The sequence below is a fragment of the Roseobacter sp. EG26 genome, from assembly GCF_049830555.1.
Lineage (GTDB): Bacteria > Pseudomonadota > Alphaproteobacteria > Rhodobacterales > Rhodobacteraceae > Roseobacter.
Map to the genome: position 1 here is coordinate 135,874 of NZ_JBNBLH010000002.1, position 14,565 is coordinate 150,438.

General features: G+C 59.8%; 14 protein-coding genes. 12 read left to right on the forward strand and 2 right to left on the reverse strand.

Going from position 1 to position 14,565, the window contains the following annotated elements:
• Positions 1 to 2 precede the first annotated feature (2 nt).
• The 3 genes from ACOTTU_RS06260 to ACOTTU_RS06270 are packed head-to-tail and all read left to right on the forward strand — an operon-like array spanning position 3 to position 3,378.
• The gene (locus ACOTTU_RS06260; RefSeq protein ID WP_425656674.1) at positions 3 to 1,760 is read left to right on the forward strand and encodes an L-aspartate oxidase; all 1,758 of its coding nucleotides are present in this window, start codon (positions 3 to 5) and stop codon (positions 1,758 to 1,760) included.
• Positions 1,757 to 2,713, forward strand: a complete 957-nt coding sequence (locus ACOTTU_RS06265) for a fumarate hydratase (protein WP_425656675.1) — start codon at positions 1,757 to 1,759, stop codon at positions 2,711 to 2,713. Before ACOTTU_RS06260 ends, ACOTTU_RS06265 begins: the two co-directional genes overlap by 4 nt.
• A complete protein-coding gene (locus tag ACOTTU_RS06270; RefSeq protein ID WP_425656677.1) occupies positions 2,710 to 3,378 on the forward strand; it encodes a fumarate hydratase C-terminal domain-containing protein in 669 nt (222 codons plus the stop codon). Before ACOTTU_RS06265 ends, ACOTTU_RS06270 begins: the two co-directional genes overlap by 4 nt.
• 4 nt (positions 3,379 to 3,382) lie before the next feature.
• Here the strand turns inward: ACOTTU_RS06270 and ACOTTU_RS06275 are convergent, their stop codons facing one another.
• The gene (locus ACOTTU_RS06275; protein ID WP_425656679.1) at positions 3,383 to 4,126 is read right to left on the reverse strand and encodes a sulfite exporter TauE/SafE family protein; all 744 of its coding nucleotides are present in this window, start codon (positions 4,124 to 4,126) and stop codon (positions 3,383 to 3,385) included.
• Entirely contained in the window at positions 4,116 to 5,024 is a 909-nt protein-coding gene (locus ACOTTU_RS06280; protein ID WP_425656681.1) for a LysR family transcriptional regulator, read from the reverse strand. Before ACOTTU_RS06280 ends, ACOTTU_RS06275 begins: the two co-directional genes overlap by 11 nt.
• A gap of 148 nt (positions 5,025 to 5,172) precedes the next feature.
• On the opposite strand from ACOTTU_RS06280, the gene ACOTTU_RS06285 reads away from it, so the two are divergent.
• The 9 genes from ACOTTU_RS06285 (at position 5,173) to ACOTTU_RS06325 (ending at position 14,543) form a co-directional block, all read left to right on the forward strand.
• Positions 5,173 to 6,147 carry a Bug family tripartite tricarboxylate transporter substrate binding protein gene (locus ACOTTU_RS06285; RefSeq protein WP_425656683.1) on the forward strand — a complete coding sequence of 325 codons (975 nt, stop codon included), beginning with the start codon at positions 5,173 to 5,175 and terminating at the stop codon, positions 6,145 to 6,147.
• A gap of 95 nt (positions 6,148 to 6,242) precedes the next feature.
• Entirely contained in the window at positions 6,243 to 6,734 is a 492-nt protein-coding gene (locus ACOTTU_RS06290; protein ID WP_425656684.1) for a tripartite tricarboxylate transporter TctB family protein, read from the forward strand.
• Positions 6,731 to 8,245: a tripartite tricarboxylate transporter permease gene (locus ACOTTU_RS06295; protein WP_425656686.1), complete on the forward strand. Its 1,515-nt coding sequence runs from the start codon at positions 6,731 to 6,733 to the stop codon at positions 8,243 to 8,245. The genes ACOTTU_RS06290 and ACOTTU_RS06295 overlap by 4 nt, the downstream gene beginning before the upstream one ends.
• Positions 8,246 to 8,489: 244 nt before the next feature.
• Positions 8,490 to 10,100, forward strand: coding sequence for a glutamate synthase-related protein (locus ACOTTU_RS06300; RefSeq protein ID WP_425656688.1), 1,611 nt, complete (start codon positions 8,490 to 8,492; stop codon positions 10,098 to 10,100).
• Positions 10,097 to 10,474 carry a hypothetical protein gene (locus ACOTTU_RS06305; protein ID WP_425656690.1) on the forward strand — a complete coding sequence of 126 codons (378 nt, stop codon included), beginning with the start codon at positions 10,097 to 10,099 and terminating at the stop codon, positions 10,472 to 10,474. The genes ACOTTU_RS06300 and ACOTTU_RS06305 overlap by 4 nt, the downstream gene beginning before the upstream one ends.
• On the forward strand, positions 10,471 to 11,532 hold the full coding sequence (locus ACOTTU_RS06310; RefSeq protein ID WP_425656692.1) for a Rieske 2Fe-2S domain-containing protein: 1,062 nt from the start codon (positions 10,471 to 10,473) through the stop codon (positions 11,530 to 11,532). The genes ACOTTU_RS06305 and ACOTTU_RS06310 overlap by 4 nt, the downstream gene beginning before the upstream one ends.
• On the forward strand, positions 11,529 to 12,290 hold the full coding sequence (locus ACOTTU_RS06315; protein WP_425656694.1) for a hypothetical protein: 762 nt from the start codon (positions 11,529 to 11,531) through the stop codon (positions 12,288 to 12,290). The genes ACOTTU_RS06310 and ACOTTU_RS06315 overlap by 4 nt, the downstream gene beginning before the upstream one ends.
• Positions 12,290 to 12,574, forward strand: coding sequence for a hypothetical protein (locus tag ACOTTU_RS06320; protein ID WP_425656696.1), 285 nt, complete (start codon positions 12,290 to 12,292; stop codon positions 12,572 to 12,574). Before ACOTTU_RS06315 ends, ACOTTU_RS06320 begins: the two co-directional genes overlap by 1 nt.
• Positions 12,564 to 14,543, forward strand: coding sequence for a thiamine pyrophosphate-dependent enzyme (locus ACOTTU_RS06325; protein ID WP_425656697.1), 1,980 nt, complete (start codon positions 12,564 to 12,566; stop codon positions 14,541 to 14,543). Before ACOTTU_RS06320 ends, ACOTTU_RS06325 begins: the two co-directional genes overlap by 11 nt.
• The last annotated feature ends 22 nt before the right edge of the window (positions 14,544 to 14,565 follow it).

Here is a 14,565-nt window from a genome sequence, read left to right on the forward strand (position 1 = left end):
CGATGACACATGACATCGAATGGCATGACACGGATATTCTGATCCTCGGGACCGGTGGTGCAGGGCTTTTTGCCGCCCTTCACGCCCAGCAGGCCGCCCCTGAGGGTACAAAGATCACGATTGCCGTAAAGGGGCTGATTGGCAAATGCGGCTGTACCCGGATGGTGCAGGGCGGCTACAACGTGGCACTTGGCGGCGGCGATACAGTGGCGCGTCATTTCATGGACACGATCGAAGGCGGTAAATGGCTGCCCAATCAGGACATGGCATGGCGGCTTTGCGAACAGGCCGTGGTGCGCATTCGCGAGTTGGAAAACGAGATCGGTTGCTTTTTTGACCGCAACCCCGATGGCAGCTTACATCAGAAGGCCTTTGCCGGGCAGACGGCGGACCGCACCGTGCACAAGGGCGATCTGACGGGCATCGAGATCATCAACCGGTTGATGGAACAGGTGTTGAGCCGACCGGTGGAGAAGCTTCAGGAACATCGCGCCATCGGTCTGATCCCGACAAAAGACGGTGCGGCACTTGCCGGTGTTCTGATGATCGACATGCGCACCGGCGGGTTTCGGTTTGTGCGGGCCAAGACGGTGCTGATGGCCACGGGCGGTGGGCCGACCATGTACAAATACCACACGCCTAGCGGCGATAAGACGATGGACGGGCTGGCCATGGCGCTGCGCGCGGGTCTGCCGCTGCGGGATATGGAGATGGTGCAGTTTCACCCGACGGGGCTGCTGGCGGGCGCGCACAGCCGCATGACCGGCACGGTGCTCGAAGAGGGCTTGCGCGGCGCGGGTGGGCAATTGCTGAATGCCTCCGGACAACGCTTCATGTTCGACTATGACGCCAAAGGCGAGCGGGCCACACGCGATGTGGTCAGCCGCGGCATCTATGCGGAGATGCGCAAAAGCAATGACCCGGGTCAGGTGGGCATGTTCATCTCCATGGCGCATCTGGGCCCGGACAATGTACGCCGGAAATTCAAGGGCATGGTCAGGCGTTGTGAAGACAGCGGGTTTGATCTGGCCGGAGGGCTGGTCGAGGTGGTGCCGACAGCGCATTATTTTATGGGGGGTGTGGTTGTGGATGTGGATACGCGCACCGCACTTGAGGGCCTCTATGTGGCCGGCGAAGATGCGGGCGGTGCGCATGGCTCCAACCGGCTGGGCGGCAACGGCGTGGCCAATTCCACCGTATATGGCGGGATCGCGGGCGACACGATGGGGCGAGATATTCGCACGATGGGCAGCCTGCGCGAACCGGATGAGGCGGTTCTCGCGGCGGAATATGCACGTGCGGTACATCCGCTGAGCCGTAAACCCGATCTGGTGCAGCCTTTGCGGAACCGGTTGCAGGAGGTCATGTGGGAGGACGTCGGTGTCATGCGCACGGTCAGGGGCATGCAGCGCGGGCTGGAGCGGATTGCCAGCATTGAGGATGATCTGATGCAGGTCGGCGTCGCCCCGGACACTCTGGCCTTCAACCTGACCTGGCACGACTGGCTGAACATGGCGAGCCTGTGCGATATCTCCAAAGTGATCGCCAAGGCGGGGCTTGCCCGCGAAAACTCGCGCGGGGCACATTTCCGCGAGGATTTCCCCGAAGCAGGCGACATGGCTGCGTCCTATTTCACCATCGCCCGGCAAGACGACGCGGATGTGGAAGTGACCCGCGAACCTGTCGATTTTTCCATTGTTCGACCGGGCGAAACCATCCTGCCCGAAGGCGAACCCGAAACACTGGTGGCTGCGCAATGATCCCCATAAAACTGATTCAACAGACCGCCGAAACCCTGATGGACAAGGCGGCCATCGAAATCCCGCAGGATTATCTGGAAGGCCTCAAGGCGGCTGCAAAAACCGAAGATGGCGATCTGTCGTCCTTTGTGTTGCAGGCCATGCTGGAGAACTATGAGGCCGCCAAGGAGGATCGGCGCGCCATGTGCGGGGATACGGGCGTGCCGCGCTGGTATGTGAAAATGGGCAATGAGGCGCGGATCGAGGGCGGACCGGTGGCGCTGGAGGCCGCATTGCGCCGTGCCACGGCCAATGCAACCACGGGCGTGCCGCTCAGACCCAACCGGGTGCATCCGCTCTGGCGGACGGATCATAACAATAACGTCGGGATTGGTGCGCCTGAGATTGAATATGGTTTTGAACCCCAGGGGGAATGGATTGATCTGATCACCGTGCACAAGGGCGGGCTTTTCGGCACGGATTACCGGATGCTGTTCCCCTCAGACGGTATTCAGGGGATCAAACGGTTCTACCTCGACAGTCTGGTGGCTTTCGGCAAACGCGGGCTGGCGTGCCAGCCTGCGATCATCGGGATCGGGCTTGGTGGGTCGAAAGACACCTGCATGGTGCTGGGCAAACGCGCGTCAGTGCTACGCACCGTGGGTAGCCGGAATTCCGACCCGAAGATTGCCGCGATGGAGGATGAATTCAAAGAATTGGGGAACTCCATCGGTATGGGAGCCATGGGATTTGTCGGTAAAAACATGGTGATAGACTGCAATATTGAAGTAGGATACTGCCATACGGGCGGCATGCAGATGTCCGTGCATGCGTTTTGTCTCTCGTCGCGTCGCGCGGTGGCGCGCATTTTCCCGGATGGTCGGGTGGAGCACCGCACCGATCCCGATTGGTTCACCGATTATCAGCGCCGCGAGGGTATCGAATGGGAAATGGGTCTGGAGGCGGCGGAATGAAGATACGCGAAGTGACCCTGTCGACCACTCCCACGGCCGAGGCCATCGCCGATCTGCGTCTGGGCGATATCGTCTATTTGGACGGGCTAATCTATACGGCGCGCGAAGGGGTCTACATGCGGGCGCTGGAGGATCAGGCCAACATCCCCATGGAACTGCCCTCCCAAAGTGCCGCCAATTTCCATTGTTCACCCGCAGCGGTGATCCGGGAAGATGGTTCGTTCGATCTGGGGGCGGTTACGGCCACGGCGAGTTTCCGCTTTGCCAAATGGTTGCCGGAATGGATGGCCAGAACCGGTGCGCGGGTGATCATCGGCAAAGGCGGCATGTCCTCAAAGGACTACAAAGAGTATTTTGTGCCCAACGGCGCGGTGTACCTCTCTACCGTTGGCTACGGCACCGGGGCGTTGCTGGGCCGGGGTGTTGAGACGGTTGAGGCCGTGCACTGGCACGAAGAGCTTGGCATCGCGCAGGCTATGTGGGTAATCCGCGCGCGCCGGATGGGGCCGTTTATCGTCGCCTCCAATATGCAGGGCGAGTGTCTGTTTGAGCGCGAAAACGCCAAGATCGTCAAAAACCTGGACCGCGTTTACGAAGGCACAAAACCGGCTGTGCTCAAACGCTACGGCGAAACGGATGATCGTTCGGATGAGGTCATCGGCTAAAGGCTCACAGCAGTTCGCGCGCCAGCAGCACAGCGCCGGAGACAAAACAGATCGCGATCAGTAACCGTCTGAAAGCGCTGTCGCTGAGTTGCCGGAAGACGAAAATACCCAGTTGGGCGGAGATCATCGCGGTCGGGATCGCGATGCAGAGAAACCACAAGGTGCGGGGTTGATACGCGCCATTGAACGCCAGCAGCACGGCCGTTAGCGACAGGACCGTGACGTTGAAAGGTTGCAGTACCGCGCGGGTTTCCACCTTTGGCCAGGCGCGCATCGCGCACCACATGGTGGGCAGCGCACCGGACAGCGACGCGGCACCACCAAGGATGCCCGCGAAAAATCCGACCACGCAATCAATGAGGGGCGTGGGACGGTCAATTTTCGGCAGGTTTCGTCTGAGCGTGAAAAACCCGCCATAGAGGATCAGGAAAAACGCGATCAGAAGTTTCAAAACCGACGCGTCGATCTGTTTGAGCGAGGCGATGCCCAGCGGAATGCCCAGAATGGCGGGTATCAGGAACCGCGCCAGCCGCCTTGGATTGGCAGCAATGGATTTGCGCACGATCCACAATCCTTGTAACCCGCTGGTGACGGAAATGACCACAATGATCGCGACCGCCTCCAGCGCGGGCATGACCGTCAGGAAAAAACCAAGCGCAAACAAGGAGGTGCCAAACGCAGCTAATCCATTGATAAAACCACCGGCAATGGAGCCAATCACCAGATAAAGGATTTGTTCAGATGTCATTTTGCATGTTCGCGTCGCCAAAAGCGCCCTTGGCAACGGCGCGCAGGCACACACTGTGCAGCTCGGACAAAACGCGCCCGTGTGCGGTGTCGCGCGGGTAAAGCAGACCCAACCTGCGAATGGGCGCGTCATCCCCCAGCGACAGGCGTTTGAGCGGCAGCGGGTTATTGGGCAACACCGACCGTTTGGGCGCGATCGCCACGCCGAGATTGGCATAGACCATGCTGGAGATGGCCTCCAACCCGTCCAGCTCCATCGCTTCATTGACGCGGATGTGTTTGCTTTGCAGCCAGCTTTCGATCATGTGGCCGACCACCGCTTCGCGATTGAACCGGATGAATGGATGCGTGGCGATCAACTCAAAAGGGTCATCGCTTTTGGTATCCATGGAGGCCAGCAATTGCAACGGTTCTTCGGCGACTTCAAGGAATTCGACGCCTGCGGGCAAAAGTTGCGGACGCGAGGCCAGAACCGCATCCAATGCGCCGCGCTCAAGTTGCGAGATCAATTGCAGGGTCAGGCCCGGGAAAAGCCGTACATGCACCTGGGGGAAGGCCGCGACGAGCATGGAAATTGCCGAGGGAATGAGGGTCGTGAGCGTGGTCGGCAGTGCGCCAAGAGCAACCTCCCCGCTGACGCCGGTTTCCCCCAGAACGGAGGGCAGCATCTGGTCGTAAGCGCGCACCACTTCCCTAGCCTTGGCCACCAGCGCGCGCCCGAGCGGTGTGAGTTCCGGCGTGCGTCTGCTACGATCAAAAAGCTGAATGCCCCAGTTTTCCTCCAGGGTGCGCATCTGCTGACTGACCGCGGCGTGGGTGACAAAAACCGCATCCGCGGCGGCACTGAAGGTTTTATGGTCATGCACCGCAATAAGCGTGCGCAGGATGCGGATGGACATGGTTTTGGCCTTTAATGTTAGCATTGCTAACGGAATTTGTAATATATTATTACTTCTTTAAAGCATGTCTTAACGATACCAATTGTGCAAGAGCGCCGACGGCGGGTTTCGTGCGGCGTCAACGGGTAAATCCAACGGGGAGAATATGATGTCATTGAAATCGATGAGCGCTGTTTGTGCGTTGAGTCTGGGGTTGGCAGGGGCGGCGTTCGCCGAGTATCCGGAGCGGCCGATCAACATGGTCATTCCTTACGGTGCAGGCGGGGCGACAGATATCTCAGCGCGCACGATTGCGGAACCGCTGGGGGCCGCCGTGGGCAAACCGCTGGTCATGGCGAATGTCACGGGTGCTGGCGGGGCGACCGGCTCTGTGGCTGTCCAGAACGCCAAGGAAGACGGCTACACCATGCTTTTCGCCCGCGTTGGCTCGCATTCCGTCAACCCGGCGATGAAAGCAACCTTGCCCTATGGTCTGGATGATTTCCGCTTTGTCACCGTCTATGAGATCAACCCGGTGGCCTGCGCTGTCAGCCCGTCCTCGGGCATCACCTCAATGGACGATCTGGTGGCAAAGGTGAATGAGGGCGGCGTGACCTATTCGTCCTCGGGTGTCGGCTCGCTGCTGCATCTGGCCGCCGTGATGGTGCTGAAGGAATTCGGCGTCGAAGAACCTTTGACGCAGACCACCCATATTCCGCAAAAGGGCGGCGGGGCGGCTGCCACGGCGGTTTTGAACGGCACAGCCACGTTCCTGTGCACAAATTCCTCGGCCATTTCCGGTTTTGTCGCGAACAAGCAGCTTGTGCCTTTGATGGTGACCACCGCAGAACCTGTCGCGGGGTTCGATGTGCCCACGGCGGCGGATCTGGGCAAACCCGCCTTGCATCAATTGGTTGGCTGGACCGGCATCGCGGGACCAGACGGGTTGCCGGATGACGTTGCCGACAAATGGGGCGCATGGATGGCCACGGCCACCAAGGACGAAGGGTTCCTGTCGAAAATGACCGAACGCGGGTCGGTGATCGAGTTGATGTCCCCCGAAGATGCCAATGCCTTTATCGAAGGCCAGTACAACACGTTCCGGAAACTGGTTGACGAATTAGGCATGAGAATTGAAGGCTAGGGTCAACGCCCTGCTTTGAAATCACGAAAAACGCCGGGCCATTGGATGCCCGGCGTTTTTTGCAAGACCCGGAAAAAGGGCGAAGGGGGGAGTGCATGACTGAGCGACAGGTGCAGCTGCGATTGGGGATCGGGGCATTGATAGCGGCCCTGTTTCTGACCCTTTACGCCATTCCTGCATGGGTCTCATCGCCCAGCAATGTGGGCAATGTGATCCTGTCACCGCTCTTTTGGCCTTATGCGCTGGCGGGCTTCACCGGGCTGACGGGGCTGGGGCTGGTCTTTTCCGGCATGCGCATGGCACCCGATGGTGCGCCCCTGGACGGCCCCGATGAGGATGCAAAGGCTGCCTGGATGCGGCTGGCGGGCATGGCGGTCATCATGGGGGTCACCATGTTCCTGCTGCCGCGCCTGGGCATGGTGCTGACCTCCATGCTGGTCTTTGTCGCGTCTGCCTTTCTGGTGCGCACGAGGCATCCGGTTACCGCCTTGATCTGCGCAGTGGTCATTCCGCTGGTGCTCTATGCGTTTTTCGCCCATGTGGCCGGGGTGGCAATCCCGCAGGGCAATTATCTGAGGCTGCCATGAGCTTTCTCGACAGTCTCGCCGCGGGCCTCAGCCTTGTCGGCAACATCGAATCCTTTCTGGCGCTGTTTGTCGGAGTGGCGATTGGGGTGATTGGCGGTGCCATTCCGGGGATGTCGGCGACCATGGCCGTGGCGCTGACGCTGCCCTTCACCTTTGCGATGCAGCCCATTACCGGCATCCTGCTGCTCTTGGGCGTTTACAAGGGCGGGATATTCGGCGGCTCCATTCCGGCCATCCTGATCAAGACACCGGGCACGCCCGCGTCATCGGCAACCATTCTGGACGGCTACCCGATGGCCGAAAAAGGTGAGGCGGGCCGGGCTCTGGGCATGGCGCTTTGGGCGTCCTGCACGGCGGATGTCATCTCCAACCTGTCGCTGATCCTCTTTGCTGGCTGGCTGGCCTCCTTTGCGCTGAGTTTCGGCCCGCCGGAATTTTTCACGCTGATCCTGTTTTCACTCACGATCATAGCGGGTGTGTCGGGTGACAGCCTGTTGCGCGGCGCGCTCTCGGCCCTTCTGGGGCTCTTGCTGGCGACCATCGGGTTGGATCTGGTCTATGGCACCAACCGGTTTACCTTTGGCGATCCCAACATGATGGGCGGTCTCAATTTTATCGCTGTGCTGATCGGGCTTTTTGCGATCCCGGAAATTCTGGCGATGGTCTGGCATCCCACGGCGCATGTCGGCAAGGCGCGGTCGCTGGGCAAGAACTGGGTCAGTTTCGCCGACTACCGCCGAAGTTTCAAATCCATCGTGCGGGGCAGTTTTATCGGCGTTTTTCTGGGCTCAATCCCCGGCATCGGTGCTGCCCCATCGGCCTTTCTGAGCTATTCCGAAGCGCGCCGTACGTCAAAAAACAAGGAGAATTTCGGCAAGGGAGAGATCGAGGGCGTCGCCGCCTCCGAGGCGGGTAACAATGGTGTGGCGGGCGCTACCCTAATCCCGTTGCTGGCGCTTGGCGTGCCGGGCGATGTGATCACGGCGATCATCATCGGGGCCTTCATGATCCACGGCCTGCAACCCGGACCGATGATGTTCATCCTCAACGTGGACATCATTTACGGTCTGTTCATCGGTCTGATCGTCAGTTCTGCCTTTTTGTTCCTGATTGGCTCGGTTGCCATCCGGGGGTTCAAATATGTGGCGGATATTCCCAAACGCATCCTGATCCCGGGTGTCCTTGTGCTGTGCATCTACGGCGTCTTCGCGGTGAACAACAATATCTTTGACGTAGGCGTGATGTTTGTCATGGGTTGGGTCGGCTATCTGATGGTGCGGCATCATATTCCTGCGGCCCCCTTTCTGATCGCCTTTATTCTGGGGCCCTTGCTGGAGGACAACTTCCGCCAGTCGATGCTGATGTCCGGCAGCGATCCGCTGATCCTGGTGCGGGGGCCCATCACCTGGTTTTTCTGGTCGCTTACGGTGCTGACTGTGATTGCCATCATTCGTGCAGGCGTTCGCGCGGTCAAAGGGGGCGCCTTGACGTCGGGAAACCTGGAAAACTGATGCTTGCCCCGGTGTTGCGGGGACCGGACAGGCCATCATCCAAGAAAACCAACGTGTTAATGGGCCCATCACCACTGACGTCAGAAAACAACAAATGCGGGAAATTCACCGTTTTCGTGTGATCTGGGCAAATTGTGATTTGGCTTGCTAAGTTGATTTGTCGCACCTTGCGGTGACATAACTCGAAGAACGTCTAAAACGTCCCAGCAGTGCGGCGAATGCCAAAGCAAGGAAGAAGATCCCTATGACCCCAACACCCGTTGCGACCTTGAGTACTTTGCCTGACCGTGATCCACAATATGCAATTATAGGTGAAGTTGATCTGGTGGTCGTGCGGTTTGACGAGGAGGTGTCGGTTTTCTACGGACGGTGCCTGCACCGCGGCGCGCTGATGGCGGACGGTCATGTGCGCGGCAAGGATCTGATCTGCGGGGTGCATGACTGGGACTACCGGCTCGACAGCGGCGTGTCGTCTTATGCCAATGACGAGGCATTGCCAAAGTTCAAATCCTGGATCGAAGATGGCGAAGTTATGGTTGATGCGGATGAGATCAACCAATGGGGGTATGACAATCCGCAACCCTACAACCGGGACGCCTATCTGGGCCTTTATGCCGACCCCAGCCATGGCGATACCGGCGAGCCCTATACCGGGTTGATCCAGCAATATGCGCGGGACGGTCTGAGCAAGACCGGCCATCACGGTGTGGTGGACGCCATGGGTGTGTTGCGCGCGGAACTGCCTGATTGGGACGACATCCAGCTTCTGACAGCGCAATTGGCCAAGGCACCGCTGCTGGATGATGAACCGGTGGGCACCGATGTGGTGATCGGGCCCAACGCGCAAAAACCGCTACGCCTGAAAATCCCTCTCTTTGTCTCGGACATGTCTTTCGGGGCCTTGTCGGAACCGGCCAAGGTGGCGCTGGCGATGGGCGCTGAAATGGCCGGAACGGGTATCTGTTCCGGGGAAGGCGGCATGTTGCCCGAAGAACAGGAAGCCAATTCGCGCTACTTCTACGAACTTGCCTCCGCGCGCTTCGGGTTCAGCTGGGACAAACTGGACAAGGTACAGGCGTTTCACTTCAAGGGCGGGCAGGGGGCCAAAACCGGCACCGGCGGCCATCTGCCGGGGGCCAAGGTCAAAGGCAAGATCGCCAAGGTGCGCAGCCTCGACGAAGGGCAGGACGCCATTTCGCCGCCGCGCTTTCCCGATTGGACCGACCCCGCTCAGATCAAGGATTTCGCCGATGAGGTACGCGACCGGACTGGGGGCATTCCCATCGGCTACAAGCTCAGCGCGCAACATATCGAAAAGGACATAGACGCCGCCCTTCAGGTGGGTGTCGATTACATCATCCTTGACGGGCGCGGGGGAGGCACCGGGGCGGCACCGGTGATTTTCCGCGACAATATCTCTGTTCCGACAATCCCGGCGCTGGCCCGTGCGCGGGCGCATCTCGATAGGCTGGAGCGTAACGACGTCTCGCTGGTCATCACCGGGGGCTTGCGCAAACCGGCGGATTTCATCAAGGCGATGGCATTGGGGGCGGATGCGATTGCGGTCTCCAACTCCGCGATGCAGGCCATTGGCTGTCTGGCCATGCGCGCGTGTCATACCAACAATTGCCCGGTGGGAATCGCGACGCAGAAACCGCATCTGGTCAGCCGGATCATCGTGGATAAATCAGCGCGGCAACTGGCCAATTTCTTTGACGCTTCGGTGGAACTGATGCAGGTGATGGCGCGCGCCTGCGGGCACAATCATCTGTCGCAGTTCAACCACAGCGATCTGACCAGCTGGAAAAAGGACATGGCCGAAATCTCCGGGGTCGCCTTTGGAGGTGCCGCATGAACCAGGCGGAAATGATCCTGATGGGTCTGCGCATTTGGGGGACCATCGGGGCGCTGGTCGCGGCGGTCTTTCTGACCTTCGGCATGGACCGCATCGACGAGGATGCGCAGGATGCCTATATTTTCCGGCCGCTGCTGATCCCCGGCATTCTGGTGATCTGGCCGTTGGTGCTGTGGCGCTGGTATCTCTATGAGACCGGCCGTGAGGTCTGGGCGCGTCGCTATGATCCGCCCCGCAAGGCGCATTTCGCCGTCGGGTGGATATTGCCCATCGGCATCTGCGCGATCATCGTCACCGGGCTCAGCATCCGCCAGCAATGGCCTGCAGAGATCGCCCCCGAACGCCTGTCGGCCCCGACGGAGGTCAGCCAATGAGCGTCAAATACACCCCCGTTCAATGGAACAATAACAAATACATCTACGACGCGGTGATGCTGCTGGGCGTGGCGCTGTTTCTATATATTTTCCTCTATGCCTCACCCGGCATTCTGAGCCACGAGCGCCCGATCAACCCGCAGGTTCACAATGCGCGCGCCTTTGGGGCCTGTGCTTTCTCTATGCTTACTGTGATCCTGTGCATTGGACCGCTGGCGCGGCTGGACAAACGGTTTTTGCCGCTGCTCTACAACCGACGCCATTTCGGGGTGATGACGGTCTTTGTGGCGATCACCCATGCGGGGTATATTCTTGACTGGTATTTCGCCTTTTCGATGTCGGACAAATACGAAGCCCTGCTTTTTGCCAACACCAGCTACGGTCAGCTTTCGGGTTTCCCCTTTGAGGTCTTTGGCATTTTCGCCCTGATCGTGTTGATCGTGTTGGCGGCCACAAGCCATGACTTCTGGATGAAATTCCTCAGCCCGCCGGTGTGGAAGCGCATTCACTACCTCATTTATCCGGCCTATCTGTCGGTTGTCGCCCATGTGTCGCTGGGGATATTGCAGGACCAGCAGAACCACGTCTTTACGGTGATTTTCATCGGCGGGGCGGCGGCGGTCGGCATTCTGCACTTGGTTGCAGCGCTGCATGAACGCCGGGCCGATCACGCGGTGTCGGCGCAGGATGTGGCGTGGGTGCCGGTTTGCGACGTTTCCGAGATGACCGAAGGCTTCGCCAAGATCAAGCTCTTGGCAAATGGTGAGCGTGTGGCGGTTTATCTCAATGACGGAACCCTCAGCGCCATCTCCAACGCCTGTGCGCATCAGAACGGTCCGCTCGGTGAAGGCAAAATTATTGATTGTCTGGTGACCTGCCCATGGCACGGGTTTCAATACGAGGTGTCCTCTGGCCGGTCGCCCGCGCCGTTCACCGAAATGGTGCCAACCTACAACCTCAAACTCGAAGGAACCAAGGTCTTGGTTGATCCAAAGGCAAATCCGCCCGGCACCTATGTCGAACCGCTGGTGGCCCCCAAGCAGGAGGCGGTGGCATGAGTGACAAACACGCACCTTTTTTTGTGGGATACCTGCCTGTGCCGGGTCCGTTGCGCGGCATTTTACTGGCTGTCTGCGTGTTATTTGTATCTGGGCTGGCGGGTTTCGGTCTGGCACTTGGAGTGGCGCAGGACGGTCCGGGCGATGGCGCGTTCCGGTTCGATTACGGGCGTCAGACGGTGACCGGCGTGGTTGAGCTGACGCCCTATCCGCTCCTGCGCGTGACCGAAGGCAACGACCGGATCAAGGCAGGCCACACGCTGATGCTGGCCGGGCAGGGCAAGAATAGTGTCGAAAACCGCGCCATCCCGCTGGAGGGGAAACTGGCCAAGGTGTCCGGTGTCATTCTGCAACGCGGTGATCTCGACATGCTGCAATTGCGTGGCGGGCGCAACGGGCTGGGCCCGGTGGAGGGTGCGGCCCCTGAACTGGTGACCGAACCTCTGGGCCGCTGGAAGCTGGCGGGAGAGATTTGCGATGGCAAATGCCTTGCGGGCGCCATGCGTCCGGGGCGTGGGCTGGCGCATAAAGCTTGCGCCAACCTCTGTCTGATTGGCGGCGTGCCGCCGGTTTTTGTCTTGACGCAGCCGGTGGAAGGGTCGGAGTTTCTGCTGATCACCGGCCCTGACGGCGGTCCGCTGCCGCAAAGCGCCTATGACTATGTGGCGCAGTTTGTCTCTCTGGAGGGGGACGTGGAGCGGCGCGGCGATTTGCTGGTGCTGCGCCTGGACCCCGAGACGCTGGAGGTATTGGAGTAATGCGCCGTGCTTTCATGATTGTCATCGTCGCACTCCTCGCGCTGATCATGTTTTACCTGTCGCGTTTCTGGATTCTGTCGCTTTGGTCGCGGGACGGGTTGTTCGGTCAACAGGCACTCCGACCACAAGGTGATCTGCTCAGCGTCTGGCTGCGCGGTACCGATGCGGCCCCTTTTGCGCTGTTGATTTGGGCGCTGGGGTGTTTTGCCGTGCTGACACTTGCCCAGAAACTCTATGACTATTTCACGAACCCAACCGATGCAGGAGAACCCCATGACGGATGAAACCCTTGACTGGATCAGTGTTGGCCATATCGACGATCTGCCCGAAGGGCGGGTAAAGACCGTCACGGCGCGCACAACATCCGTTTGTCTGGTGCATTTCGACGGCCAATGGGCCGCGATGAACAACCATTGCCCGCACCAGCGCGGCCCTTTGGGCGAAGGCTCCATCGAAAAAGGCATCGACGACAAATGCTGGATTCGCTGCCCCTGGCATGGGTGGGATTTCGACCCGTTGACCGGAAAACCGCCCGGGGGTCACGAGGATACCGGTCAGCAGATGTACCCGGTGGACATCCGCGATGGCGAGATTTTTGTGGGCATCGCGCCAGAGCCGCCGCACGAACGCACGGTCACGGACGTGATGGTGGAGACGCTGTCGAACTGGGGCGTGCAATCGGTTTTCGGCATGGTAGGCCACTCGAACCTCGGCTTGTCGGATGCGATCAGGCTGGCGGTTGGGGACGGCAAGATGCGCTACTTTGGTATTCGCCACGAAGGGGCGGCGGCCTTTGCCGCGTCGGCCTACGGCAAGCTGACCGGAACGCCTGCGGCCTGCCTGACCATTGCGGGACCGGGGGCCACCAACCTGCTCACCGGCCTGTGGGATGCCAAGGTGGACCGCGCGCCGGTACTGGCGCTGACCGGTCAGGTGCAAACGCAGGTGATGGGGCCGGGGGCGTTTCAGGACATTGATCTTTTGTCTGCGTTTCAGGCTGTGACCAGTTTCTCTCAGCCGGTTCTGGGCAGTTCCAACCACGCGGAACTGGCCGCCCTTGCCTGCAAGACTGCCATTGTCGAGCAGAACGTTGCCCATCTGATCTTTCCCGATGACGTGCAGACCAACCCGTCGGAGCAGCCTGCGAGCGCGCCAGAGGGACGCATAACGCAGTCTCCTGTCATCCCGGCGCAGAGTGAAATCGACAAGGCGGCGGCGATGATCAAAGCCGCCAAGCGCCCGATCATCATCGTGGGTCACGGCGCTTACCCGGTGCGGGGTGAGATCGCCGCGCTGGCCGAAAACCTAGGCACGCCGGTTTTGACCACCTTCAAAGCCAAGGGTCTGCTGCCCGATGATCACAAATGTGCGGGCGGGGTGCTGGGGCGGTCTGGGACGCCGATTGCAAGCTGGTTCATGAACGAAGCGGACCTAATCATCGCTCTGGGCACCAGCTTCTCCAACCACACGGGTATCGAGCGCAGCAAGGAGATCATTCAGGTCGATCACGAACGCATGCAGTTGGGCAAATTCCACCCCGTTGCCCTGCCGATCTGGGGCGATGTGGGCGCGTTTTGTGACGCCATCGGGCAAGGGGATTGTCATAATTCTCAGGCGGGTGATCAGATCACCGAACTGGCCGACCGCTGGGACATCTGGCGGCGCGAAAAACAGCAGCGCCTGCAAGAGGATCTGGGCCGTGGTATCCATTCCTTTGCCATCTTCGAAACCCTCGGGCGGCTGGTGCCGGACAACACGATCTTTGCGGTGGATGTGGGCAACAACACCTATTCCTTTGGCCGCTATCTGGAGACCAAGGGCCGCCAGCGGGTGCTGATGTCGGGCTATCTCGGCTCCATCGGGTTCGGGCTGCCCGCAGCGATGGGGGCCTGGGCTGCCACACAGGACAAGGAGGACCTGAAAGGCTGCAAGGTTGTGTCGATCTCCGGCGATGGCGGTTTTGGCCAATACCCGATGGAATTCACCACGGCGGTCAAATACGGCATGGATATCACCCATATCCTTCTCCATAACGGCGAGCTTGGTAAAATCTCCAAGGAACAGCGTTCCGGTGAATGGCCGGTCTGGGAGACCGATCTGCAAAATCCCGGCTTTGCCGCGTTTGCCCGGCTCTGTGGCGGGCACGGCGTCAAAGTGACCGAGGCGGGCGATATCGAGGCCGCCATTCGGGAGGCGTTGGATCACAAGGGCCCGGCACTTGTGGAGATCATGACAGATGCGGAATTGGTCTGACCCGATTGCGCAAGGCACGGGC